22 protein-coding genes are annotated in these 23,760 nt (G+C 65.6%); 14 read left to right on the forward strand and 8 right to left on the reverse strand.

What is annotated here, in order from left to right; genetic code table 11:
* The first annotated feature begins 82 nt into the window (after positions 1-82).
* The 5 genes from ACUDP5_RS28010 to ACUDP5_RS28030 all read left to right on the forward strand — a co-directional run bounded on the left by ACUDP5_RS28010 (position 83) and on the right by ACUDP5_RS28030 (position 6,205).
* Positions 83-1,024 (forward strand): LysR substrate-binding domain-containing protein, encoded by a 942-nt coding sequence (locus ACUDP5_RS28010; protein ID WP_263914826.1) that lies wholly within the window; start codon positions 83-85, stop codon positions 1,022-1,024.
* A 338-nt stretch (positions 1,025-1,362) separates the two neighbouring features.
* Complete coding sequence (locus ACUDP5_RS28015; RefSeq protein ID WP_183005367.1) at positions 1,363-2,526, forward strand: ABC transporter substrate-binding protein; 1,164 nt, start codon at positions 1,363-1,365, stop codon at positions 2,524-2,526.
* 141 nt (positions 2,527-2,667) lie between these two features.
* The gene (locus ACUDP5_RS28020; RefSeq protein WP_445657783.1) at positions 2,668-3,540 is read left to right on the forward strand and encodes a branched-chain amino acid ABC transporter permease; all 873 of its coding nucleotides are present in this window, start codon (positions 2,668-2,670) and stop codon (positions 3,538-3,540) included.
* Between the two features lie 3 nt (positions 3,541-3,543).
* Positions 3,544-5,466: a branched-chain amino acid ABC transporter ATP-binding protein/permease gene (locus ACUDP5_RS28025; RefSeq protein WP_445657784.1), complete on the forward strand. Its 1,923-nt coding sequence runs from the start codon at positions 3,544-3,546 to the stop codon at positions 5,464-5,466.
* A 16-nt stretch (positions 5,467-5,482) separates the two neighbouring features.
* Positions 5,483-6,205: an ABC transporter ATP-binding protein gene (locus tag ACUDP5_RS28030; RefSeq protein WP_183005369.1), complete on the forward strand. Its 723-nt coding sequence runs from the start codon at positions 5,483-5,485 to the stop codon at positions 6,203-6,205.
* A 1,018-nt stretch (positions 6,206-7,223) separates the two neighbouring features.
* Here ACUDP5_RS28030 and ACUDP5_RS28035 read toward each other — a convergent pair.
* The 3 genes from ACUDP5_RS28035 to ACUDP5_RS28045 all read right to left on the reverse strand — a co-directional run bounded on the left by ACUDP5_RS28035 (position 7,224) and on the right by ACUDP5_RS28045 (position 9,078).
* Positions 7,224-7,652: an organic hydroperoxide resistance protein gene (locus ACUDP5_RS28035; protein WP_445657785.1), complete on the reverse strand. Its 429-nt coding sequence runs from the start codon at positions 7,650-7,652 to the stop codon at positions 7,224-7,226.
* A gap of 155 nt (positions 7,653-7,807) precedes the next feature.
* The gene (locus ACUDP5_RS28040; RefSeq protein ID WP_263912917.1) at positions 7,808-8,269 is read right to left on the reverse strand and encodes a MarR family winged helix-turn-helix transcriptional regulator; all 462 of its coding nucleotides are present in this window, start codon (positions 8,267-8,269) and stop codon (positions 7,808-7,810) included.
* 101 nt (positions 8,270-8,370) lie between these two features.
* Positions 8,371-9,078, reverse strand: coding sequence for a Crp/Fnr family transcriptional regulator (locus ACUDP5_RS28045; protein WP_263912918.1), 708 nt, complete (start codon positions 9,076-9,078; stop codon positions 8,371-8,373).
* 169 nt (positions 9,079-9,247) lie between these two features.
* Between ACUDP5_RS28045 and ACUDP5_RS28050 the strand changes: the two genes are divergently transcribed.
* From ACUDP5_RS28050 to ACUDP5_RS28080, 7 genes are all read left to right on the forward strand, one after another.
* Positions 9,248-11,224, forward strand: a complete 1,977-nt coding sequence (locus ACUDP5_RS28050; RefSeq protein WP_263912919.1) for an AMP-binding protein — start codon at positions 9,248-9,250, stop codon at positions 11,222-11,224.
* A gap of 5 nt (positions 11,225-11,229) precedes the next feature.
* Positions 11,230-12,126, forward strand: coding sequence for an ABC transporter ATP-binding protein (locus tag ACUDP5_RS28055; RefSeq protein ID WP_263912920.1), 897 nt, complete (start codon positions 11,230-11,232; stop codon positions 12,124-12,126).
* Positions 12,127-12,136: 10 nt separating this feature from the next.
* Entirely contained in the window at positions 12,137-13,066 is a 930-nt protein-coding gene (locus ACUDP5_RS28060; RefSeq protein ID WP_263912921.1) for a branched-chain amino acid ABC transporter permease, read from the forward strand.
* 23 nt (positions 13,067-13,089) lie between these two features.
* The gene (locus ACUDP5_RS28065; protein WP_199165343.1) at positions 13,090-14,154 is read left to right on the forward strand and encodes a branched-chain amino acid ABC transporter permease; all 1,065 of its coding nucleotides are present in this window, start codon (positions 13,090-13,092) and stop codon (positions 14,152-14,154) included.
* Between the two features lie 127 nt (positions 14,155-14,281).
* A complete protein-coding gene (locus tag ACUDP5_RS28070) occupies positions 14,282-15,622 on the forward strand; it encodes an ABC transporter substrate-binding protein (protein ID WP_263912922.1) in 1,341 nt (446 codons plus the stop codon).
* 56 nt (positions 15,623-15,678) lie between these two features.
* Positions 15,679-16,521, forward strand: coding sequence for an ABC transporter ATP-binding protein (locus ACUDP5_RS28075; RefSeq protein ID WP_263912923.1), 843 nt, complete (start codon positions 15,679-15,681; stop codon positions 16,519-16,521).
* Positions 16,522-16,602: 81 nt separating this feature from the next.
* On the forward strand, positions 16,603-17,871 hold the full coding sequence (locus tag ACUDP5_RS28080) for a phenylacetate--CoA ligase family protein (RefSeq protein WP_445657786.1): 1,269 nt from the start codon (positions 16,603-16,605) through the stop codon (positions 17,869-17,871).
* Positions 17,872-17,905: 34 nt separating this feature from the next.
* On the opposite strand, the gene ACUDP5_RS28085 is transcribed toward ACUDP5_RS28080, so the two are convergent.
* From ACUDP5_RS28085 to ACUDP5_RS28105, 5 genes are read right to left on the reverse strand one after another with little or no spacing between them, the layout of a single operon-like run.
* Complete coding sequence (locus tag ACUDP5_RS28085) at positions 17,906-18,730, reverse strand: sulfite exporter TauE/SafE family protein (RefSeq protein WP_263912924.1); 825 nt, start codon at positions 18,728-18,730, stop codon at positions 17,906-17,908.
* A 10-nt stretch (positions 18,731-18,740) separates the two neighbouring features.
* Entirely contained in the window at positions 18,741-19,979 is a 1,239-nt protein-coding gene (locus tag ACUDP5_RS28090) for an NAD(P)/FAD-dependent oxidoreductase (RefSeq protein WP_445657787.1), read from the reverse strand.
* Between the two features lie 30 nt (positions 19,980-20,009).
* Positions 20,010-20,432 carry a YeeE/YedE family protein gene (locus tag ACUDP5_RS28095; protein WP_263912926.1) on the reverse strand — a complete coding sequence of 141 codons (423 nt, stop codon included), beginning with the start codon at positions 20,430-20,432 and terminating at the stop codon, positions 20,010-20,012.
* Between the two features lies 1 nt (position 20,433).
* A complete protein-coding gene (locus ACUDP5_RS28100) occupies positions 20,434-20,865 on the reverse strand; it encodes a YeeE/YedE family protein (RefSeq protein WP_445657788.1) in 432 nt (143 codons plus the stop codon).
* Complete coding sequence (locus ACUDP5_RS28105) at positions 20,862-21,197, reverse strand: ArsR/SmtB family transcription factor (RefSeq protein WP_263912928.1); 336 nt, start codon at positions 21,195-21,197, stop codon at positions 20,862-20,864. The genes ACUDP5_RS28100 and ACUDP5_RS28105 overlap by 4 nt, the downstream gene beginning before the upstream one ends.
* Positions 21,198-21,324: 127 nt before the next feature.
* Here ACUDP5_RS28105 and ACUDP5_RS28110 point away from each other — a divergent pair, with 127 nt between their 5' ends.
* Together ACUDP5_RS28110 and pap are read left to right on the forward strand one after the other, a co-directional pair.
* Complete coding sequence (locus ACUDP5_RS28110) at positions 21,325-22,188, forward strand: MBL fold metallo-hydrolase (protein ID WP_445657789.1); 864 nt, start codon at positions 21,325-21,327, stop codon at positions 22,186-22,188.
* Positions 22,189-22,276: 88 nt separating this feature from the next.
* The gene (pap, locus tag ACUDP5_RS28115) at positions 22,277-23,743 is read left to right on the forward strand and encodes a polyphosphate:AMP phosphotransferase (protein ID WP_445657790.1); all 1,467 of its coding nucleotides are present in this window, start codon (positions 22,277-22,279) and stop codon (positions 23,741-23,743) included.
* Positions 23,744-23,760: the final 17 nt, after the last annotated feature.

Raw genomic sequence — 23,760 nt, forward strand, 5'->3', positions numbered from 1 at the left:
GACAGACTGTTCGGCCCAGCACTTTTATAATCGCCCGGTTGCCACTCTTTCGTCGGGCGCATGGCCGGCCCGCCAGACGATCATGCGCGGACCCTCCCCTTCCAAAGACGTGCGCCTGCCGCCGCTGGCCGCCATCCAGGCGTTCGAAGCGGCCGCCCGGCTGGGCTCTTTCGAGCGCGCCAGCGAAGAACTGTTCGTCACCGCCAGCGCCATCGGCAAGCGCATCGCCGCGCTGGAAGCCCAGTTGAACGTGTCCCTGTTCATCCGCAGCAGCCGCGGCGCCACCCTCAGCGCCGCGGGGCGCGAATACCTGGAGCAAGTGCGCACCGCGCTGGACCTGCTGTCCGACGCCTCGCTGCACAAACGCGGCGAACCCAAGCTGGAACCGCTACGGGTGGTGTCCACTCCCACCTTCGCCCGCCAGGTCCTGATCCCCGCCCTCCCCAGCTTCACCGCCGCCCATCCCGAGGTCGAGCTGGAAATCATGCTGTCCATTCCCTATCTGGACATCATGCCGCCCAACGCCGACGCCTGGATCCGCTTTGGCAGCGGCAAATATCCTGGCCTGCATGCGCAACCGCTGACGTTCGACCCTGTGTTCGCGGTCTGCTCGCCCGATTACCGTGATGCCCATGGCCCCTTCCGGCGCCCCGCCGACCTGGCCAATGCCGCCCTGCTGCGCTGCCCGATGGAACCCTGGCGCCCCTGGCTGGCGGCGGCGGGGCTGGACTGGCCCGAGCCGTCGCGTGGGGTCTGGCTGGTGGACCTGGGCATGATGCTGGCCGCCGCCCGAGCAGGCCAAGGCGTCGCCCTGACCCGCCGCACCCTGGCCGCCGAATGGCTGGACGAGGGCAAATTGCTGCGGGTGCTGGACATCGAAACGCCCGGCGACTCGCAGTACCACCTGTGCACCGAGATCTCGCGACCGCCGCGTGGCCCGGTCCAAGCGTTTTCCCTATGGCTGGCCGAGGTCTGCGAACGCGCGGCCCAATGGCCACGCGGCCTGGCGGCCAAGCCGGAATAAATTTCCAGGCCCGGGCGGAAGGAAATTCCGCGCACCAAGGCGCATCGCTGGCTAGGATGCGCCGAACATGGCCGCACGCGCAAAAACCGGCATTGCGCGCCGCGTCCGCCCCAATTCCTTGCTGCTTCATGCTGCGTCGCAGCGCCCGGCCCGCAACCCGTGCACGCGTACTAGGTATTTACACGGAAAAACCCCGCCCGGTCAGATTCGCGTAAGCGATTAAGCAGACAGTCACAACACGCAACACAGGAGCGCGCCGCCACACCCCCCTGTTTCACGCCGCCAGGCGCCGGCACACGGTTTTCCACGCAGTTCTACTAATTACAACGGAGACATCCATGGATTTTCGTTTGAAGCTGCTAGCAGGAACCCTTGCATTTGCCGTATCGGCCGCGGGCTACGCCGCCGACCCCATCAAGATCGGCGTGGCCGGCCCCTATACGGGCGGCTCTTCCTCCATGGGCGTGAGCATGCGCGACGGCGTACGCCTTGCCATCGAGGAAATCAACAAGAGCGGTGGCGTGCTTGGCCGCCAGTTGGTCGCCGTGGAGCGCGATGACGAGGCCAAGAACGAACGCGGCGTGCAGATCGCCCAGGAACTGATCAACAAGGAACAGGTCACCGCCACGGTCGGATACATCAACACCGGCGTGGCCCTGGCGTCGCAGCGCTTCTACCAGGACGCCAAGATCCCGGTGTTCAACAACGTCGCCACCGGCAGCGTGATTACGCACCAGTTCAAGGCGCCGGAATACCCGGACAACTACGTGTTCCGCAACGCAGCCCACGACAGCATCCAGGCCCCGATGATCGTCGAGGAAGCCGTCACCCGCCGCGGCTTCAAGAAGGTCGCGATCCTGGCCGACTCGACCAACTACGGCCAGCTGGGCCGCGAAGACCTGGAAAAGGCCCTGGACGCCAAGGGCATCAAGCCCGTGGCCGTGGAAAAGTTCAACATCAAGGACGTCGACATGACGGCCCAGCTGCTCAAGGCCAAGGCCGCGGGCGCCGAAGCCGTGCTGACCTACGGCATCGGCCCCGAGCTGGCCCAGATCGCCAACGGCATGACCAAGCTGGGCTGGAAGGTGCCGATCATCGGCAGCTGGACGCTGTCGATGGCCAACTACATCGACAACTCCGGTGCCAACGGCGAAGGCGCGCGCATGCCGCAGACCTTCATCCAGGACCCGGACACCCCCAAGCGCAAGGCGTTCATCGACGCCTACCTGGCCAAGTTCAAGCCCAAGAACAACCGCATCGACTCGCCGGTGTCGGCAGCCCAGGGCTACGACTCGATCTTCCTGTTGGCCGCGGCCATCAAGCAGGCCAACTCGACCGACGGCCCGAAGATCCGCGAAGCGCTTGAAAACCTGCAGACGCCGGTCGAAGGCGTGGTGATGACCTACAACAAGCCGTTCACCCACGATAACCACGACGCGATCACCGCGAAGGAAGTGGTCATCGGCGAGGTCAAGGGCGGCCGCGTGGTCAAGGCCAACTAAGTTCGTCTGAAGCAACAGCGCGGCGGCTGCCCGGCCGCCGCCGCCGGCGCCTCCCACCCGGGGCGCCGGCCTGCAGCCGCCTGACAACAGCGTTCTGCCCAAGGGGGTTGGGCCGGACCAAAGCGCCTCACGAAAAACACCATGATTCTTCTACAGCTTATCTACAGCGGTATCGCGCTAGGCATGATCTATGCCGTCATCGCGTTCGGGTACCAGCTCACTTTCGCCACTTCAGGCACCTTGAACTTCGGCCAGGGCGAAGCCCTGATGCTGGGCGCGCTGGTCGGGCTGACGCTCGTCGGGTTGGGTGTGAACTACTGGGTGATGATTCCCATCGTCTGCATTTTCGGATTCGCGCAGGGCGCACTGGTCGAACGCATCGGCGTGCGACCCGCCATCAAGAGCCGGTCGGAATTCGGCTGGATCATGGCCACGATCGCCCTGGGCATCATTTTCAAGAACGTCGCCGAGAACATCTGGGGCCGCGACGACCTGCGCTTTCCTTCGCCGCTGCCTGAAGCGCCCATCCAGGTGCTGGGCGCCAACGTGCTGCCGATGGAACTGCTGGTGGTGTTCGGCGCGCTGGCCATGATGCTGCTGGTGGAGGTGTTCAACCGCAAATCGATCTACGGCAAGGCGTTCGTTGCGACGTCGAACGACCGCGATGCCGCCGGCCTGATGGGCATCAACACCGGCATGGTGATCACGTTTTCGTACGCGCTGTCGTCGCTGACCGCCGCCTTCGCGGGCGTGCTGGTGGCGCCGCTGACGCTGACCGGCGCCACCATGGGCGCGGTGCTGGGCCTGAAGGCCTTCGCGGTTGCCATCATCGGCGGCCTGTCCAGCGGCATGGGCGTGGTGGTGGGCGGGCTGATCCTGGGGATCGCCGAAACGACCACCGGTTTCTATCTTTCGACGGGGTACAAAGACGTGCCGGGACTGGTCCTGCTGCTGCTCGTACTGACCTTCAAGCCCGCCGGCCTGTTCGGCAAGACCGCGATCAAGAAGGTGTAAGCGATGAAACCCCTGCACCTATTGCTTTCCATCGTGGCCGTGGCCTGCCTGGCCGCCGTGCCGCTGGGCGTGACCAACACGTATTACCTGCACCTGATCGAAACGATCATGATCTATTCGATCCTGCTGTTCGGGCTCGATATCGTGGTGGGCTATACCGGCCAGGTGTCGCTGGGCCACGCCGGCCTGTTCGGCATCGGCTCGTATGTGGCCGGCGTGCTGTTCTTCCATCTGCAGATGCCCATCTGGGTGACGCTGCCCGCCGCCATCCTGATCGCGGCGGCGTTCGGCGCGGTGCTGGCGTTGCCGGCGCTGCGGGTGACGGGGCCGTACCTGGCGATGGTGACGCTGGCGTTCGGCACGATCATCCAGATCCTGATCAACGAGATGACCTTCATGACCGAAGGGCCGCTGGGCATCAAGATTCCCAAGCCGTCGATCGGCGGGCACATCCTGACCAAGAGCGAGTACTTCTGGCTGGTCGCGGCGCTGCTGGTGCTGTCGCTGATCGTGGTGCACCGTATCCTGAAGTCGCACCTGGGCCGCTCGTTCGAAGCTTTGCGCGACAGCCCGATCGCGTCGGACTGCATGGGCGTGTCGGTCTACCGGCACAAAGTGTTCGCGTTCGTGATCAGCGCCGGGTTCGCCGGCCTGGCAGGGGCGCTGTATTCGTATTCGGAACAGTACATTTCGCCCAACACCTATAACTTCGAACTGACGATCCTGTTCCTCTTGGCGATCATCATGGGCGGACGCAAGAGCCGCACGGGCGCGCTGCTGGGTGCGTCAATCATCGTGCTGCTGCCCAAGATGCTGGACGACATCGGCACTTTCCGCCTGATCGCGCTGGGCGTGGCGATCCTGGTGACGGTGGGTAGCGCGGTGGCCGTTTCCAAGGGCCGTGCCGAGGCGCGCCGGGTGGCGGTGCCGGTGGTGGGTACGGTCCTGCTGGCGGCGTTCTCGTATTGGCTGGATGCAGTGACGGATTGGCGCCTGACGATCTTCGGCGCCATGATCCTGTTCGTCGTGTACTACCTGCCCGACGGCATCGTGGGCTTCGTGCGCAACCTGTTCTTCTCGACCCGCCGCGCGGCGCTGTCGGTGAAGAAGGACCTGGTGAAGGAACAGGATGCGGTGCCGGAAGCGGCCAAGGGCAAGGGCGAAACCCTGCTCGCGGCCAAGGGCGTGCTGATGCAGTTCGGCGGCCTGAAGGCGCTGAACCAGGTGGACCTGACGGTCAAGCGCGGCACGATCCACGGGCTGATCGGTCCGAACGGCTCGGGCAAGAGCACGATGATGAACGTGCTGACGGGCATCTACGTGCCGACGGCGGGCGCGGTGGAATTCTCGGGCAAGTCGCTGGTGGGCCTGGCGCCTGCCGATATCGCGGCCACCGGCATTGCGCGTACGTTCCAGAACGTGCAGCTGTTCGGCGAGATGACGGCGCTGGAGAACGTGCTGGTGGGGCTGCACCATACGTTCACGACGGGGCTGGCGGGCATTGCGCTGCGCACGCCCAAGTGGAAGGGCGAGGAGCAAGGCGCACGCGCCCGTGCGTTGGCGCTGCTGGAATTCGTGGGGCTGGACACGATGGCCAGCGAAGAGGCGCGCAATCTGCCCTACGGCAAGCAACGCCTGCTGGAAATCGCCCGTGCACTGGCGCTGGACCCGCAACTGCTGCTGCTGGATGAACCGGCGGCCGGCCTGACGGCGCCGGACATCGTCGAGCTGCTGGCCATCATCCGCAAGGTGCGCGATCACGGCATTACGCTGATCCTGATCGAGCACCACATGGATGTGGTGATGGGAGTGTGCGACACGGTGTCGGTGCTGGACTTCGGCCAGAAGATCGCCGAAGGCCTGCCGAACGAAGTGCAGAGCAACGCCAAGGTTATCGAGGCGTATCTGGGCGGTGCGCCCGCCTGACGCCAAGGACGACAACATGCTATCGATCAAGAATCTGGAAGCGGGCTACGGGAAGGTGAAGGTGCTGCACGGCATCAGCATGGAGGTCCCGAAGGCGAAGGTGGTGACGTTGATCGGCTCGAACGGAGCCGGGAAGACGACGACGATGCGGGCACTGTCGGGGATGATCCGGCCGACGGCGGGCGAGGTGACGTTGAGCGGCAAACGGATCGACGGGCTGGAGTCGCATCGCATTGCCCGCCTGGGGCTGGCGCATTCACCGGAAGGCCGGCGGGTATTCCCGACGCTGTCGGTGACGGACAATCTGCTGCTGGGTGCGTTTCCGCGGCTGACGGGCAGCCGGCCTAAAGGGGATGTGCAGGCGGATCTGGGCCGGGCGATGGATCTGTTTCCGCGGCTGAAGGAGCGGCGGGAGCAACTGGCGGGAACGCTGTCGGGCGGCGAGCAGCAGATGCTGGCCATGGCGCGCGCGGTGATGCTGAATCCAGAGCTGGTGCTGCTGGATGAGCCGTCGATGGGCTTGGCGCCGATCCTGGTGGAAGAGGTTTTCCGGATCATTGCGCGCCTGAAGGACGAAGGCGTGACGATGTTGTTGGTTGAACAGTTCGCAGCAGCCGCATTGAACGTAGCCGATTACGGATATGTGCTGGAGAACGGGCGGATTTCAGTGCATGGAAGTGCTGAGAAGCTCAAGCATGATCCGGCGGTGGTGGCGGCTTATCTGGGTGGGGGGCACTGAGGATTGGTTGCTGGCCTTGGGTGGTGTTCTTCTGCCGCCCGGGGCGTCGGCTGCCCGCGGAGGGCGGGGCTACGATTGCGGTCCGGAGCCTTCGCTCCGGACTGGCCTCGGCGGCCCCCCCCTTTGTCATCGTCGTTGTCGCCTTCGGCGACTGCCTTCCGATTCCCTCGGGCGCATCTACACGCCCCGCCCTCCGCGGGCAGCCGACGCCCCGGGCTCAGGATTGCTTTGGTTCTTGCGTTGCTGGGACGGGCTGCGTGCTTGACGTCTTTTTGTTGCGCTGGCGCACCGCCAAAGATCTTGCGGGGCCCGCCCCAGGCCGGCCGCGCGGGCGGCCTTTTGGGGCTTACGCGGTGTCTTGCGTCCGGTGGTGACGCTGCACGCTAGTGGAGGTGTCGCGGTGATGAACGCTGTGAGCGTACGGTGAGTCTTTGTGCTGGTGAAGGGAGTGATGCCGTTCAAGGGGGGGTGGCGGTGACTTGCTGGCGTGGGTCGTGCCCCGTCGGCAACGTCGACCTACACGGGCATCAGCCCAGATCATGCCTCACGGGTAGCGCCGACAAACACAAGAATCAGCCCGGGTCGCACGGTATAGATGATGCTGGCAGACAAAGCGCGCTACGCAAGCGCGCAGCGCACATCGTCACGACGCCGCACAGTGCCGAAGCCCCACAAGGCCGCCCGCGCGGCCGGCCTGGGGCGAGCGACGCAAACCTCTCCCCCCACACCCCGGCCTGGCAACGCCCCATTTCTCGAAAACGGTAGCTTCTCGGGGCTGCTGGCTTGTGGGCGAGCAACCTCGATGCGCCCGAGGGAATCCGTAGGGAAGGCCGAAGGCCTGGACGAGGATGACGCAGGGGAAGTCCGGAGCGAAGGCTCCGGACCGCAATCGTGGGCGCTCGCCCACAAGCCAGCAGCCCCGAGAAGCGGCCTACGAACTAACTGCGCTACCTAAGTAACCCCGTCTGCCCAATCAGGCCGCGCCCCAGATCGCGCGCAGCGATCAAAACAAATTCCCTCAGACTTCGATCGTCAGCGTCACATCGATATTGCCACGCGTAGCGTTCGAGTAAGGGCAGACGATGTGAGCGGCGGAGACAAGCTTCTCTGCTTCGGCGCGATCCATGCCGGGCAGGGAAATCTTCAGTTCCGCTTCGATGCCAAAGCCGGTCGGGATCGGGCCGATACCCACAGACCCATCGATGGTGGCGTTGGCGGGCATGGCGATCTTGTCGCGGCCGGCGACGAACTTCATCGCACCCATGAAGCAGGCGGAGTAGCCGACGGCGAAGAGTTGTTCGGGGTTGGTGCCGGCCGCGCCGGCGCCGCCCAGTTCCTTGGGGGTGGTCAGTTTGACGTTCAGGTTGCCGTCGCTGGATACGCCGGTGCCTTCACGGCCGCCGGTGACGTGGGCGTGGGCGCGGTACAGGACTTTTTCGATGGACATGATGCGTTCCTTTTGGAAGGTTGTGGTGGGACTGCCAGGCTGGCGGGACCGTTCCCGACTCGGCCTTTCCTAATTAAATAGCACACAATTTCATCGTGCGCTATCTTTAATGCCGGATGACGGCACCCGCCATCATCCACTTCAAAGACTAAGGTTCAAAGACTGCTGACCAGCTTTTCCCGCAATTCGTGCAACGCTTTCATGGTGCCCTGGGCTTCCTGCAGCGAGCACTGGGCGGCTTCTGCGATGGCGTGGGGCACGGCTTCGGCCTGGTTGCGCAGGTCGCGGCCTTGTTTGGTGAGGGTCACGATGACCTGGCGTTCGTCTTCCTGGGCCCGCTTGCGGGTGACCAGGCCCGCTGCTTCCAGCCGCTTGAGCAGCGGCGTAAGGGTGGCCGAGTCCAGGAACAGGCGTTCGCCGATGTCGGTAACCGTGATTTCGTCGCCTTCCCACAGCACCAGCATGACCAGGTATTGCGGGTAGGTCAGATCCAGGCCGCGCAGCAGCTTGCGGTACACCTTGTTCATCGCCAGCGAGGTCGAGTACAGGGCGAAACACAATTGGCTGTCTAGCAGCAGCGGGTTGAAGGCGCCTTTCGGCTGGGATCTGGATTTCATTGCGCAATATTAAATAGCGCACTATTTATCGTCAAGTTTTTTTTTGCGGCTGTGCGGTACCAGGGTTTTCCAGGATCGGATGGGCCGGAGCCTGTCCGGGATCAGGCGACGTGCTCGCCTTCCACGGCGCTGCGGTCCGAGCCGTATTGTTTCAGGCCGTCCAGGTCCAGCACCCGCACGGCGCCGTATTCGACGTTCAAGAGGCCCGCCTCTTCCAGCTTGCGCAGGGCCTGGTTGGCCCGTTGGCGTGAGACGCGGGCCAGGTAACCGACCTCTTCCTGGGTGATGGTCAGGCGCATGCCCATGCCGGGATACAGAAGGGGGTTGAACAGTTCGGCCAGGCAGCGGGCCACGCGGGCATCGGGGTCGAGCAGGCGGTCGTATTCAGCCTTGCCGATGAATTGCGCGACCCGCTCGTTCAGTTGGTGCAGCAGGTAGCGATTGAACGGGATGCTGGTGTCGAGCAGCCAGTCGAAGGTGGCGGCGGGCAGGCGGGCGACGACGGAATCGCGCAGCGCCACGATGTCGTACTTGCGGACTTCGCGCTTGAGCAGCGAACCCTCGCCGATCCAGCCGCCAGCGGGCACGCCGGTGAGCGACGCGACTTTGCCTTCGGCGTTGCCCACCGATACTTTCACCAGGCCGGCCAGCACGCCGATCCATGCCTGGGCGAGTTCGCCTTTGCGCTCTATGATCGACCCAGCGGCCGCTTGCTGCACGGACAGGTCTCGCTCGACGCGCGCTTGCTGCTCGGCGTTGAGCACGCGAAACCAGGCCGCGGCAAGTTGCAGGGAGTCGGATAGCTGCATCGGGAATACCCTAAAAGTTCCTTGAATGTCGCGATGGTGACAGTTGGTAGCAACCCAACCTTATACCTTAACTCCTGCCGTAAATCTAAAACCAACTGGTCAAGCGCGATATCGCCCGCGCCGCAACTCGCGGCTGCCGGCCCGACGCGCCCAAACCGGAGGAGACAACGTGGCACATTCATCGCCCGCATCTGCACAGGTGCCGGCCGCGCTGGACACCTTTCCAGCGCTGCTGTTCGCGCATGCCAACGTGCGCGGGTCGCGGCCCGCGATACGAGAGAAAGACCTGGGGATCTGGCAAACCCTTACCTGGTCCGACGTGGCGGAGCACGTGCGCCAGGTGGCCCACGGCTTCGCGTCGCTGGGCATCAAGCCCGGCATGCACGTGGCCGTCATCGGTGAAAACCGCCCTCGCCTGTACATGGCCATGATGGCCGCTCAATCGCTGGGCGCGATTCCCGTGCCGCTCTATCAAGACGCCGTGGCGCAGGAAATGGTCTACGTGCTGCAGGATGCCGAGATCAGCGTGGCGGTGGTCGAAGACCAGGAACAGGTCGACAAGATGCTGGAGGTGCGCGAGCAATGCCCCGCGCTCAAGCATGTGGTGTATGACGATCCGCGCGGCCTGCGGCATTACACGGACGCGATGCTGCTGTCGTACGAGAAGCTCGAATCAATGGGCCGCGACTATGCGTCGCAGCATCCCGATTTCTTCGCACGCGCCGTCGCCGCCGTGCAACCGCATGACGCGGCGGCCATGTTCTATACGTCGGGCACCACCGGCAAGCCCAAGGGCGTAGTGCTGACGCACCATGCGCTGATCGACCGCGCTCGTGCGGTGTCGGACATGGAAAAGCTGACGGACCAGGAAGACGTGCTGGCCTACCTGCCCCCGGCGTGGATCGGGCAGAACATGTTTTCGTACACGCAGCTGCTGGTCACGGGCTTTACCGTGAACCATCCTGAATCGCCCGATACCGTGTCGATCGATATGCGCGACATCGGGCCTACCTATTATTTTGCGCCGCCGCGCGTGCTGGAAGGCTTGCTGACGCACGTGATGATCCGCATGGAAGACGCGGGCTACATCAAGCGCAAGCTGTTCCAGGCCTGCATGAAGCTGGCCCGCCGCGTGGGTACGCGCATTCTGGACGGCGAATCCGTCAACGCCTGGGACCGCCTGCGCTACGCGCTGGGCAATGTGCTGATCTACGGCCCGCTGCGCAATGCGCTGGGCATGAGCCGGGTGCGCGTGGCCTATACGGCGGGCGAAGCCATCGGTCCGGACCTGTTCGTGTTCTACCGGTCCATCGGCATCAACCTCAAGCAGCTCTACGGCTCGACCGAAACGTCGGTGTTCGTGTGCGTGCAGCCCGACGGCCAGGTGCGCGACGACACCGTCGGCCCGCCCGTGGCCGGCGTGGAGATCCGCGTGGCCGACAACGGCGAGATCCTGGTCAAGAGCCCGGGCCTGTTCAAGGAGTACTACCGCAACCCGGCCGCCACGGAAGAGGCGCGCAGCGCAGACGGCTGGTTCCACACGGGCGACGCGGGCTACCTGGATACCGACGGCCAGCTCAAGATCATCGATCGCGCCAAGGACGTGGGCAAGCTGGCCAACGGCAGCCTGTTCGCGCCCAAGTACCTGGAGAACAAGCTCAAGTTCTTCCAGCACATCAAGGAAGCGGTGGCCTTCGGCGCCGACCGCGAAGATGTGTGCGCCTTCATCAATATCGACCTGGAGGCCGTGGGCAACTGGGCCGAACGCCGCGGCCTGGCCTACGCCGGCTACACCGACCTGGCGGGCAAGGACGAGGTCTACCAGCTGATCGCCGAGTGCGTCGAACAGGTCAATGCCGACCTGGCTACCGACCCCAAGCTGTCGGCCTCGCAGATCAGCCGCTTCCTGATCCTGCACAAGGAACTGGACCCCGACGACGACGAACTGACGCGCACCCGCAAGGTGCGGCGCGCCTTCATCGCGCAGAAGTACGGCGTGCTGATCGATGCGCTGTTCGGCGGCAAGTCGTCGCAGTACATCGAGACCGAAGTGAAGTTCGAGGACGGTCGCACCGGCAAGATTTCCGCCGACCTGCGCATCCATCCGGTCAAGACGTTTCCCGCCATCACCGCCCGAGCCGCGTAAATACCATGAGCAACAACGACCGCGACCAGCGCATCGGCGACGTGATGCTGGACATGCAGAACATCTCGCTGTCTTTCGGCGGCGTCAAGGCGCTGACGGACATTTCCTTCAATGTGCGCGAACACGAAATCCGCGCCATCATCGGGCCCAACGGCGCGGGCAAGAGCTCGATGCTGAACGTCATCAACGGCGTCTACACCCCGCAGCAGGGCGGCATCGAATTCCGCGGCGAGCGCTTTTCGCGCATGAATCCGCGCCGCGCCGCCGAAATGGGCATCGCCCGCACGTTCCAGAACCTGGCGCTGTTCAAGGGCATGAGCGTGCTGGACAACATCATGACGGGCCGCAACCTGCGCATGAAATGCGGCCTGCTGTCGCAGGCATTCCGCCTGGGCGCGGCCGAACGCGAAGAGATCGAACACCGCCAGTTCGTCGAGAACATCATCGACTTCCTGGAGATCCAGGCGTTTCGCAAGACGCCGGTCGGCCGCCTGCCCTATGGCCTGCAAAAGCGCGTGGACCTGGGCCGCGCGCTGGCGATGGAACCACGCCTGTTGCTGCTGGACGAGCCGATGGCCGGCATGAACATCGAAGAGAAGCAGGACATGAGCCGCTTCATCCTGGATGTGAACGACGAGTTCGGCACGACGATCGTCCTGATCGAGCACGACATGGGCGTGGTGATGGATATTTCCGACCGCGTGGTGGTGCTGGACTACGGCAAGAAGATCGGCGACGGCAAGCCGGACGAAGTCCGCGCCAACGAAGACGTCATCCGCGCGTACCTTGGCGTCGGCGGCGAAGCCGCCGTCACCAAGGACGCTATAGCGCAGGAAACCACCCCCGCCCCTAACCCTCCCCCCAAGGGGGAGGGAGAAAACACGCTGGCTGCACGGAATTAAGGGAAGGAATATGGGATTTTTTCTAGAGACCTTATTCGGCGGCCTGATGAGCGGCATGATGTATGCCCTGATCGGCCTGGGCTTCGTGCTGATCTTCAAGGCATCAGGCGTCTTCAACTTCGCGCAGGGCGCCATGGTGCTGGTGGCCGCCCTGTCCATGGCGCGTTTTTCGGAATGGATACCGCGCTGGTTCGGCTTTGACAACATGATCCTGGCCAACGTGCTGGCGTTCATCGTCAGCGCGATCCTGATGTTCCTCTTGGCAGTGGCGATCGAACGCTTCGTGCTGCGCCATCTGGTCAACCAGGAAGCCACCACACTGCTGATGGCCACGCTGGGCATCAGTTACTTCCTGGACGGCCTGGGCCAGATCTCGTTCGGCAGCTCGGTGTATTCCATCAACGTGGGCATGCCGAAAGACCCGTGGATGATCCTGGACTCGGTGTTCGAAGGCGGGTTGCTGATCAACCTGGAAGACCTGACCGCCGCGGTCATCGCGGCGCTGCTGGTCGCGGTGCTGGCGCTGTTCTTCCAGTTCACCTCCACCGGCCGCGCGCTGCGCGCCGTGGCGGACGACCACCAGGCCGCGCAGTCCATCGGCATTCCGCTGAACCGCATCTGGGTCATCGTCTGGTGCGTGGCCGGCCTGGTCGCGCTGGTGGCCGGCATCATCTGGGGGTCGAAGTTCGGGGTGCAGTTCACGCTGTCGACCGCGGCGCTGCGGGCGCTGCCGGTGGTGATCCTGGGCGGCCTGACGTCCGTGCCGGGCGCCATCCTGGGCGGCCTGATCATCGGCGTGGGCGAAAAGCTGTCCGAGGTGTATCTGGGGTCGCTGGTGGGTGGCGGCATCGAAATCTGGTTCGCCTATGTGCTGGCGCTGGTGTTCCTGCTGTTCCGTCCGCAAGGGCTGTTCGGCGAGAAGATCATCGACCGCGTCTGAACCCGGCCTTCTAGGATAAAAACATGTTCTATCGCGAAAACGGCCAATTCAAGACCAGCTATCGCGCTGACCAGCAGATCTTCCCGATCCGCCAGGACCGCATCTTCATCTGGCTGTTGCTGGCGGTGGCGTTCATCGCCATCCCGGCGCTGTCCAGCGATTACCTGCTGCGCGCCATCCTGATTCCGTTCCTGATCCTGTCGCTGGCCGCGGTGGGGCTGAACATCCTGGTGGGCTATTGCGGGCAGATCTCGCTGGGCACCGGCGCCTTCATGGCGGTGGGGGCCTATGCGGCCTGGAACTTCGGCGTGCGCTTTCCGGGCATGCCGCTGATCATCCAGATCCTGCTGGGCGGCTGCTTTGCCACGCTGGTCGGCGTCATCTTCGGCATTCCCAGCCTGCGTATCCGCGGCCTGTACCTGGCGGTGGCCACGCTGGCGGCGCAGTTCTTCGTTGACTGGGCGTTCCTGCGGATTCCGTTCTTCACCAACTATTCGTCGTCGGGCAACGTGTCGGTGCCGCCCCTGACCGCCTTCGGCCTGCCGGTGCAGAGCGCCCTGGAAAAGTACCTGTTCGTGCTGATCCTGGTGGTGATCTTCAGCCTGCTCGCCAAGAACCTGGTGCGCGGCGCCATCGGCCGCCAGTGGATGGCCATCCGCGACATGGACGTGGCCGCCTCCGTCATCGGCATCCGCCCCATGTACGCCAAGCTCACCGCGTTTGCGGTCAGCTCGTTCATCGTGGGCGTGGCCGGCGCGCTGTGGGGCTATATCCACCTGGGTTCCTGGGAGCCCCTGGCGTTCGACCTGACCCGCTCGTTCCAGCTGCTGTTCATGGTGATCATCGGCGGCTTGGGCTCCATTATCGGCAGCTTCTTCGGCGCAGCGTTCATCGTGCTGGTGCCGGTGGCGCTGACCAACGTACCGCACATGCTGGGGCTGACGCTGTCGGTGGACACCGCCGCGCACATCGAACACATGGTGTTCGGCGCGCTGATCGTGTTCTTCCTGATCGCCGAGCCGCATGGGCTGGCCCGCTTGTGGAGCATCGGCAAAGAGAAGCTGCGCATCTGGCCCTTCCCACACTGATTTCGCACTGATTTCTGCGGGCCGTGGCGGCAAAAGCGCCGCGGCCCGCATCCTGAATACCCGGCTCCAGACCGGGCCAACCCCGGTGTCCGAGGGTTTATTGACCCAAACACCACGCAGGAGGTAAATGGAGATGAAGCGTCTTAACCTGAAGTTGGCGGCAGCCTTAGTGGCCGCAGCCGGCGCCGTGACCGCGGTGGCCACGCCGGCGATGGCGGCGGAAGAGCAGTTCGTTCCGTTGCTGGTGTACCGCACCGGGTCCTTCGCCCCCCTGGGCATTCCCTGGGCCGACGGCAAGCTGGATTACCTGAAGCTGGTCAACGAGCGCGACGGCGGCGTCAACGGCGTCAAGATCACCTACGAGGAATGCGAGACCGCCTACGCCACCGACCGTGGCGTGGAATGCTATGAACGCCTGAAGGGCAAGGGCACCGGCGCATCGGGCTTTGACACCCAGTCCACCGGCATCACCTTCGCGGTCAGCGACAAGGCCATGGTCGACAAGGTGCCCGTCGAAACGATGGGCTACGGCCTGTCGCAATCGGTGGACGGCAGCGTGTTCGAGTGGAACTTCCCGCTCCTGGGCACGTACTGGACCGCGGCCGACGTGATGATCCAGGACATCGCCAAGAAAGAAGGCGGCATGGACAAGCTCAAGGGCAAGAAGATCGCCCTGGTCTACCACGACTCGCCCTACGGCAAGGAACCGATCCCGCTGCTGCAGAAGCGCGCCGCCAAGGAAGGCTTCGAGCTGCTGCTGTATCCGGTGACCGCGCCGGGCGTGGAACAGAAGTCCACCTGGCTGCAGATCCGCCAGGCCCGTCCGGCCTATGTGCTGCTGTGGAGCGCGGGCATCATGACCCCGACCGCCATCCGCGAAGCCCAGGCCAGCGGCTATCCGCGCGACAAGATGTACGCCATCTGGTGGGCCGGCTCGGAAGGTGACGTGAAAGACCTGGGCGACGTCGCCAAGGGCTACAACGCCATCACCGTGCACAACAGCGGCGCCGAGCACGACAAGGTCTACGACGACTTGAAGAAGTACGTCTACGACAAGGGCCAGGGTTCGGACAAATCGGGCAAGACCACGCTGGGCACCATCGCCCATACCCGCGGCATGATGATTTCGATGCTGCAGGTCGAAGCGATCCGCACCGCGCAGGAGAAGTACGGCAAGGGCAAGGCGCTGACGCCCGAGCAGGTGCGCTGGGGCTTCGAGAACCTGAACATCACCCAGGACCGCCTGAACCAGCTGGGCTTTGGCCAGATCATGCGTCCGGTCAAGACCTCTTGCAGCAACCACAAGGGTGACGACTGGGCCCGCATCGTGCAGTGGGACGGCGCGAAGTTCAAGGTCGCCTCGGACTGGTACCAGGCCGACAAGACCCTGCTGGACCCGATGGTCAAGGAAGCCGCGGCGAAGTACGCCAAGGAAAAGAACATCACGCCCCGCACTTGCGAGAACTGATGTGAACCGGCGGCCGGCGCATCCGCGTCGGCCGCCACCAAGCCGCAGGAAACGCCATGACCGCAGCAACCACTACCGCTACTACCGCCGGCGCCCCCAAGGTGCTGCTCGATGTGAACGGCATCGAGGTGATCTACAACCACGTCATCCTGGTGCTCAAGGGCGTTTCCCTGCAGGTGCCGGAAGGCAAGATCGTGGCCCTGCTGGGCGCCAACGGCGCCGGCAAGACCACCACGCTGCGCGCGATCTCGAACCTGCTCAAGGGCGAACGCGGCGACGTCACCAAGGGCCATATCCAGTACCGCGACCAGCGCATCGAAAAGCTGTCGCCGGCCGAACTGGTCAAGCGCGGCGTCGTGCAGGTGATGGAGGGCCGGCACTGCTTTGCCCACCTGACCATCGAAGAGAACCTGCTGACCGGCGCCTACACCCGCAACATCAGCCGGGGCGACACGAACGCCGCGCTGGACCGCGTGTACCAGTATTTCCCCCGCCTGAAACAACGCCGCGCCAGCCAGGCCGGCTATACGTCGGGCGGCGAGCAACAGATGACCGCCATCGGCCGCGCGCTGATGGCCAACCCCAACATGATCCTGCTGGACGAGCCATCGATGGGCCTGGCGCCGCAGATCGTCGAAGAGATCTTCGAGATCGTGCGCGACCTGAACCAGCGCGAAGGCGTCAGCTTCCTGCTGGCCGAACAGAACACCAACATCGCGCTGCGCTATGCCGACTACGGCTACATCCTGGAAAACGGGCGCGTGATGATGGACGGCGCCGCGCAGGACCTGGCCCAGAACGAGGACGTCAAAGAGTTCTACCTGGGCATTTCCAGCGGCGAACGCAAGAGTTTCCGCGACAACAAGTTCTACCGCCGCCGCAAACGCTGGCTGGCCTGATCCCTGGAGCGGCATGCCGGCGCGGTCCGGCCTGCCGCCGGCAACGACACCGCAGTACGGCACACGAGAGGGTGCGATCCCATGTCCGAGTTTTTCGATGTTCTGGAAACCCGAGCGCCCGAGCAACGCGAGCGCGAGCTGATGGCAGCCTTGCCCGGCGCCATCGCGCGGGCCATTGCCCGCGCACCGGCCATTGCCGAGCAGCTGCGCGGCATCGATCCCGCCACGGTCACGTCTCGCGCCGCGCTGGCGCGCCTGCCCGTGCTGCGCAAGCACGAGCTGCTGGAACGCCAGCAGCACAGCCGCGACGACGCCGCGCGCCCCGCCGGCCCCGAAAAGACCTTTGGCGGCTTCTCGGCCATCGGCTGGGGCGAAGCGATGCGCGTGTTCGCCTCGCCCGGCCCGATCTATGAGCCGGAAAGCGCCCGCGCCGACTACTGGCGCTTTGCCCGCGCCCTGTATGCGGCCGGCTTCCGTGCGGGTGAGCTGGCGTACAACTGCTTTTCCTATCACTTCACGCCGGCTGGCTCCATGATGGAGACCGCGGCGCATGCCGTGGGCTGCACCGTGTTTCCCGGCGGCACCGGCCAGACCGAACAGCAGGTGCGCGCCATCCAGGACCTCGCACCCAGCGGCTACACCGGCACACCCAGCTTCCTGAAGATCATCCTGGAAAAGGCCGACGAACTGGGCGTGAAGCTTGATTCGCTGCGCCGAGCGCTGGTGTCGGGCGAGGCCTTTCCGCCATCGCTGCGCGATTGGCTGGCCGCACGCGGCATCGAAGGCTACCAGGCCTACGGCAGCGCCGATCTGGGCATGATCGCGTTCGAAACGCCCGCCCGCCAGGGCCTGGTGCTGGGCGAAGACATCATCGTCGAGATCGTGCGCCCCGGCACCGGCGAACCGCTGCCCGACGGCGAGGTCGGCGAAGTGGTGGTCACCACGCTCAACCCCGACTATCCGCTGGTGCGGTTCGGCACCGGCGACCTGTCGGCCGTGATGCCCGGCATCTCGCCCTGCGGCCGCACCAACACGCGCATCAAGGGTTGGATGGGCCGCGCGGACCAGACCACCAAGGTGCGCGGCATGTTCGTGCATCCGTCGCAGGTGGCCGACGTGGTGCGGCGCCATCCCGAGATCCTGCGGGCCAGGCTGGTCATCAGCGGCACCACCGGCTCGGACCGCATGGTGCTGAAAGTGGAATCGCGGGTGCGCGGCGAAGAACTCAGCGCCCGCATCGCGGAATCCATGCGCGACGTCACCAAGCTGCGCGGCGACGTGGAATGGGCAGAAGCCGGCGCCCTGCCGAACGACGGCAAGGTCATCGACGACATCCGCACCTACGAGTAAGGCAGGCTTGCCGGCGCCTGGCGCGCTGGCACGCCTAGCGGGCCAGCGCCATCAATGCCTTGACCAGCATTGCCGCGGCCACCAGCGCCGCGAACAGCGCGAAGCTTTGCTGCAACCGCCGCGGCGGGAAACGATCCGCCACCGCACGGCCGGCCAGCATGCCCGCCACCGCAGCCAGCGTGAACGGCAACGCGATGGCCCAGTCCAGATGGCCGCCCGCGGCCGCGGCTACCACGCCGCTGGCCGACACGAGCGCGATCACGGCCAATGACGTGCCGACGATGGCCTGCATCGGCAGGTCGGTCGCGCGGCGCAGCGCGGGCACGATGACAAAGCCCCCGCCCACGCCCAGCAACCCCGACAGGAATCCGGCGATGACGCCCGTGCCGGCCAACGCGCGGGCACAGGGCGCGGTCCAGCGCAGGCGGCCGGTGTCCGAATTGAGCAGGCAGGGCGGCGTGCGCGGCGGCGCTGCCGTGGTGGCGGCCGATCCGGAACCCTGGCGCCACATGCGCCAGGCCACCATGCCCAGCACGCCGGCAAAGATGATGGCCAGCGGCGCATTGGGCAGCCGCCGGGCGGCCCACAGGCCCAGCGGCGACACGACGATGCCGGTCGCCGCGATGAAGCCGGCGGCGCGGTAGCGCACCTTGCCGGCGCGCAACCCCAGCGCCGCCCCCAGCGCGGCCGACAAGCCCACGGCAAGCAGCGCGATCGGTGCGGCCTGCGACACGTTCAGGTGCAGCCCGAACACCAGCAGCGGCACCGCCATGATGGCCCCGCCCGCCCCCGTCAGGCCCAGGATCAGGCCCACGCCGCCGCCCAGCCCCAGGCTGATGAGCGTCACTGAATAACTCATGCTGCCCCGCTCAGTTACCCAACGGGCGGGCCAGCCACTCACGACCCTTGAGCATGCCGTTCCAGTAGATCCAGGGCAGCATCGTGGCCTTCAGGAACCAGGCGCTCTTGCGCGGCACGGTCGGATCCAGCGGGAACGTAGGCAGCAGCTTGCCGCCGTAGCCGAATTCGGCCAGCACGATGCGACCGCGCTCGACCGTCAGCGGGCAGGAGCCATAGCCGTCGTAAGCAACCGGCAGCGCATGGCCCTCCCGCACCGCCAGCAGGTTCTCGGCCACCGTGACGATCTGCTTGCGCGCCGCCGCGGCCGTCTTGGCGTTGGTGGTGCTGATGGCGTCGCCCAGGCCGAAGACGTTGCCGTAGCGCACGTGGCGCAACGTGGCCGGGTCGAGCTCGCACCAGCCGGCGGCGTCCGCCAGCGGGCTCTGGCGCAGGAAATCGTGCGGCACCTGGGGCGGCACCGCGTGCAGCATGTCGAACGTTTTCTCGACCCGGGTCACGGCACCCTCGGCGTCCTTGACGTCGAACCAGGCCTTGCGGCCCGGGCCGTCCACGGCCACCAGCGCCGAATTGAACGCCAGCGAAATGCCGTAGCTGTCGACGTAGCGCATCAGCGGCGGCACGAAGGTGGGCACGCCGAACAGCACGGCGCCGGCCAGGTCGAATTCGACCTGGATGCGGTCCAGCACGCCGGAGCGGCGCCAGTGGTCGCACGCCAGGTACATGGCCTTTTGCGGCGCGCCGGCGCATTTGATGGGCATGGCCGGCTGCGTGAACAGCGCCGTGCCCCCCTTCAGGCCGCGCACCAATTCCCAGGTGTAGGGCGCCAGGTCGAAGCGGTAGTTGGAGGTGACGTTGTGCTTGCCCAGCGTGTCCGTCAGGCCGTCGACCTTGTCCCACGCCAGCCGCAAGCCCGGGCAGACGATCAGTTGCTGGTAGCTGACGGCGCTGCCGTCGGCCAGCCGGACCTGGTTGGCCTCGGGTTCGAAGCCGGCGGCGGCCGCCTGCAGCCAGGTGGCCCGGCCCGGCATCACCGCGCGTGTCGGACGCACGGTCTTGGCAATGTCGAATGCGCCCCCGCCCACCAGTGTCCAGGCCGGCTGGTAGTAGTGCTTGTCGCTGGGTTCGATGACGGCAATGCGCAGATCGGGCCGGCGACGCAGCAGGCTGGCGGTGATGCCGATGCCCGCCGACCCGCCGCCCACCACCACCACATCGAAATCGCGCTGCGCCTTTGCGGCTGTCTGCATGCTTGTCTCCCTGTAGTCGGCGCCGCCCCCTCAGGGCCGGCGCTTGAAATACTCAATGGCCGAAAACAGCCCCATGCCGACGACCATGGCGGCAACGAAAACCAGGGCTTCGTGCACGCCCGCGGCGGCCGCCACCAGCGCGGGCCCGGGACAAAAGCCCGCCATCCCCCACCCCGCGCCGAACGCCAGGCTGCCCGCCGCCAGCCGCAGGTCGATGCGCGTCGCGGTGGGCCAATGCAGCGGTTCGCCGGACAGGCTGGCACGGCGGCGGCGCAGCCAGGCCAGGCCCGGTGCGGCCACCGCCACGGCGCCGCCCATGACGAACGCCAGCGAGGGGTCCCACAGCCCGCCCAGGTCGAGAAAGCCCAGCACCTTGGCCGGGTTGGCCATGCCGGAGATGACCAGGCCCAGCCCGAAGACCAGGCCGGCAGCGAAGGCGAACAGTGCAGGCATGTCAGGCTCCGATCACGTGGCGCACCACATATACCGTGACGAACCCGGCGCCCATGAAGAGCGCGGTGGCCACGAAAGAGCGGGGCGAACCTCGCGACAGACCGCACACGCCGTGGCCGCTGGTGCAGCCCGACGCGTATCGGGTGCCCAGGCCCACGAGCAGGCCCGCGACGATCAAACGGCCGGTGCCGGCCTCGACGCTGATGGCAGGCAGGTTCGCAGCCAGGCGATAGAGCCACGGCGACACGCCCAGCCCCAGCAGGAACGCCAGGCGCCAGGCGCTATCCCGCCCGGGAGGAAGCACGCCGCCCAGGATGCCGCTGATGCCGGCAATGCGGCCGGCTCCCAGCATCAACCCCACGGCGGCAGCGCCGATCAACAGACCGCCCAATGCAGCCGTCCAGGGAGTGAAAGCGGCCCAGTCGACCATCATTTCAGCGACGCCATCGCGCGCCCGCAGTACAGGTTGGAAAGGGTTTTCATGACCTGGCTGACTTCGAAGCTGGCCATCTGGTAATAGACGTACTTGCCATCACGGCGCGTGGCCACCAGGCCTTCGTCACGCAGCACGCCCAATTGCTGCGACAGGGTCGGCTGGCGGATGCCGGTCAGGGATTCCAGCTCGCCCACGTTGCGCTCCCCCTGCACCAGTTGGCACAGGAGCAGCAGCCGGTCTTCGTTGGCCAGCGCCTTGAGCAGCGCGCAGGCCTGGGAGGCGGATTCGCGCAGCACGGCGACTTCGCATTCGGTCAGGGGGGCATTCATTTGATGGCGATCAATCGGCGAAACAGGATTTGATCATTATATTGACGTATAAACTATCCAACAATATTATTGAAAAATATATATTGATGGATGTTGACGGCCGCCGCGCGGCCAAGGCGCCTTGCCCATGAATCCCCAGATCCAAGCCTTCTTCGACCCCACCACGGCCACCGTCACCTACGTGGTCCATGAGGCCGCGCCGGGCGGCGCCTGCGCCGTCATCGATTCGGTGCTGGACTACGACCCCAAGTCCGGCCGCAGCAGCACCGCCAGCGCCGACCGGGTCGTGGCCTACGTGCGCGAGCACGGCCTGAAAACCGAATGGCTGCTGGAGACCCACGCCCACGCCGATCACCTGTCGGCCGCGCCCTACCTGCAGCGCCAGCTGGGCGGCGTCATCGCCATCGGCCAGAGCATCCGCACGGTGCAGGGCGTGTTCAAGCAGATCTTCAACCTGGAACCGCAGTTCCCGCTGGATGGATCGCAGTTCGGCCATCTGTTCACGGATGGCGAAACCTTCCGCATCGGCGCGCTGACGGCCACCGCCCTGCACGTGCCCGGCCACACGCCGGCCGACATGGCCTACCGCATCGGCGACGCGGTGTTCGTGGGCGACACGCTGTTCATGCCCGACGTAGGCACCGCGCGCTGCGACTTTCCCGGGGGCAACGCCCATCAGCTGTACCAGTCCATCCAGCGTCTTCTGGGCCTGCCCGGCGACACCCGCCTGTACATGTGCCACGACTACCCGCCCGCCGGGCGCGAGGCCGCCTGGCAGACCACCGTGGCCGATCAGCGCCGCGCCAACATCCACGTGCACGATGGCGTGGCCGAAGACGACTTCGTGGCCATGCGCATGCGGCGCGACGCCACCCTGTCCATGCCCACGCTGATCCTGCCCGCCATCCAGGTCAACATCCGCGCCGGCCACCTGCCCCCGCCCGAAGACAACGGCGTGCGCTACCTCAAGATTCCCCTGGACACGCTGTAGGCCGCGCGCGTCGGCGGCGCACTTGCGCGCTGCCGGGTTATCCCGCAAGATCGCCCGATCGCACGATTGCCGACCTGACGGATCCCCTATGTTCGCCGAAGCCGAAGCCGACCCCACCCTGTCGAAAGAAGACTTCAAGCCACTCGAGGCGCGGCTGCGCGTGGCGCTGTTGAATGCGCAATACCAGCGCTTGCAGAAGGCCGAGAAGACCCTGCTGGTGGTGGTGGCCGGCATCGACGGCGCCGGCAAGGGCGCCACGGTCAACCTGCTCAACGAATGGATGGACCCGCGTCACATCAAGACGCTGGCCTACGGCGCGCCCGAAGGCGAGGAGCTTGAGCGTCCGCCCATGTGGCGCTACTGGAAAGACCTGCCGCCCAAGGGCAGCACCGGCATCGTATTCGGCTCGTGGTACACGCCGCTGATCCGCGAAGCCGCGCGCAAGAAGCCCAACCAGGACAGCATCGAAGCGCAATCGGTGGCCATCCGCCGCTTCGAAGCCATGCTGGCCGCCGAAGGCGTGCAGATCATCAAGCTGTGGTTCCACCTGTCGTCCGAAGCCCAGCAGGCTCGCGCGCAGCGCCTCCTGGCCAGCCCCGAAACATCGTGGCAGGTCAGCCCGGTGGACCTGAAAGTCCACAAGAAATACGACCGCATCCGCAATAGCGGCCAGGTCGTCATCAACCACACCGACAGCGGCCACGCGCCCTGGGTCGTCATTCCCAGCGCCGACGAGAACATGCGCGCCGCGCGCACGGCCGAGGCCGTGCTGGCCGCCATGCGCCAGCACGCGGTGCCGCGTATTCCCCCGTCGTTCGTGGCGCACACCGGCCCGGCCCGCATCCTGGACCGCCTGGGCCAGCTGGATTACGACGCCAAGGTCGACCGCGACGACTACGAATCCGAGCTCGGCCTGCTGCAAGGCCGGCTGGCGCGCGCCGCCCGCTCGAAGAAATTCCTGGATCGTTCGCTGGTGCTGGTCTTCGAAGGCCAGGACGCCGCCGGCAAGGGCGGCGCCATCCGCCGCATCACCCACGCGCTGGACGCCCGCCAGTTCGACATCACCCCCATCGCCGCGCCCAACAGCTATGAAATGGCGCGCCCCTACCTGTGGCGCTTCTGGCGCCACGTGCCGCGCCGGGGCCGCATCGCCATCTTCGACCGCTCGTGGTACGGCCGGGTGCTGGTCGAGCGGGTCGAAAAACTCACGCCGCCGTCGCAATGGCGCCGCGCCTACGCCGAGATCAACGACTTCGAAGCGCAGTTGGCCGGCAGCGGCGCGCTGGTGCTGAAGTTCTGGCTGGCAGTGACCGCCGACGTGCAGCTTGAACGTTTCAAGGACCGCGAGAAATCGCCCTTCAAGAATTTCAAGATCACCCCCGACGACTGGCGCAACCGCGACAAGTGGAAGGAATACGCCGCAGCCACCAACGAAATGCTGGCCCGCACCGACGTCCAGCACGCCCCTTGGCATCTGGTGTCGGCCAACGACAAGCGCTACGCTCGCCTTCAAGTGCTGCGGCACATCGTCGAAACCCTCGAAAGCCAACTCTGATCCGCAAAAGGACCCGC

The organism is Achromobacter sp. NCFB-sbj8-Ac1-l, from assembly GCF_052695805.1.

Excerpts from the sequence above, each read along its gene's own strand:
- ACUDP5_RS28010 (WP_263914826.1), top strand. The coding sequence starts at position 83 with ATGCGCGGACCCTCCCCTTCCAAAGACGTGCGCCTGCCGCCGCTGGCC.
- ACUDP5_RS28015 (WP_183005367.1), top strand. The coding sequence starts at position 1,363 with ATGGATTTTCGTTTGAAGCTGCTAGCAGGAACCCTTGCATTTGCCGTA.
- ACUDP5_RS28020 (WP_445657783.1), top strand. The coding sequence starts at position 2,668 with ATGATTCTTCTACAGCTTATCTACAGCGGTATCGCGCTAGGCATGATC.
- ACUDP5_RS28025 (WP_445657784.1), top strand. The coding sequence starts at position 3,544 with ATGAAACCCCTGCACCTATTGCTTTCCATCGTGGCCGTGGCCTGCCTG.
- ACUDP5_RS28030 (WP_183005369.1), top strand. The coding sequence starts at position 5,483 with ATGCTATCGATCAAGAATCTGGAAGCGGGCTACGGGAAGGTGAAGGTG.
- ACUDP5_RS28035 (WP_445657785.1), bottom strand. The coding sequence starts at position 7,652 with ATGTCCATCGAAAAAGTCCTGTACCGCGCCCACGCCCACGTCACCGGC.
- ACUDP5_RS28040 (WP_263912917.1), bottom strand. The coding sequence starts at position 8,269 with ATGAAATCCAGATCCCAGCCGAAAGGCGCCTTCAACCCGCTGCTGCTA.
- ACUDP5_RS28045 (WP_263912918.1), bottom strand. The coding sequence starts at position 9,078 with ATGCAGCTATCCGACTCCCTGCAACTTGCCGCGGCCTGGTTTCGCGTG.
- ACUDP5_RS28055 (WP_263912920.1), top strand. The coding sequence starts at position 11,230 with ATGAGCAACAACGACCGCGACCAGCGCATCGGCGACGTGATGCTGGAC.
- ACUDP5_RS28060 (WP_263912921.1), top strand. The coding sequence starts at position 12,137 with ATGGGATTTTTTCTAGAGACCTTATTCGGCGGCCTGATGAGCGGCATG.
- ACUDP5_RS28065 (WP_199165343.1), top strand. The coding sequence starts at position 13,090 with ATGTTCTATCGCGAAAACGGCCAATTCAAGACCAGCTATCGCGCTGAC.
- ACUDP5_RS28070 (WP_263912922.1), top strand. The coding sequence starts at position 14,282 with ATGGAGATGAAGCGTCTTAACCTGAAGTTGGCGGCAGCCTTAGTGGCC.
- ACUDP5_RS28075 (WP_263912923.1), top strand. The coding sequence starts at position 15,679 with ATGACCGCAGCAACCACTACCGCTACTACCGCCGGCGCCCCCAAGGTG.
- ACUDP5_RS28080 (WP_445657786.1), top strand. The coding sequence starts at position 16,603 with ATGTCCGAGTTTTTCGATGTTCTGGAAACCCGAGCGCCCGAGCAACGC.
- ACUDP5_RS28085 (WP_263912924.1), bottom strand. The coding sequence starts at position 18,730 with ATGAGTTATTCAGTGACGCTCATCAGCCTGGGGCTGGGCGGCGGCGTG.
- ACUDP5_RS28090 (WP_445657787.1), bottom strand. The coding sequence starts at position 19,979 with ATGCAGACAGCCGCAAAGGCGCAGCGCGATTTCGATGTGGTGGTGGTG.
- ACUDP5_RS28095 (WP_263912926.1), bottom strand. The coding sequence starts at position 20,432 with ATGCCTGCACTGTTCGCCTTCGCTGCCGGCCTGGTCTTCGGGCTGGGC.
- ACUDP5_RS28100 (WP_445657788.1), bottom strand. The coding sequence starts at position 20,865 with ATGATGGTCGACTGGGCCGCTTTCACTCCCTGGACGGCTGCATTGGGC.
- ACUDP5_RS28105 (WP_263912928.1), bottom strand. The coding sequence starts at position 21,197 with ATGAATGCCCCCCTGACCGAATGCGAAGTCGCCGTGCTGCGCGAATCC.
- ACUDP5_RS28110 (WP_445657789.1), top strand. The coding sequence starts at position 21,325 with ATGAATCCCCAGATCCAAGCCTTCTTCGACCCCACCACGGCCACCGTC.
- pap (WP_445657790.1), top strand. The coding sequence starts at position 22,277 with ATGTTCGCCGAAGCCGAAGCCGACCCCACCCTGTCGAAAGAAGACTTC.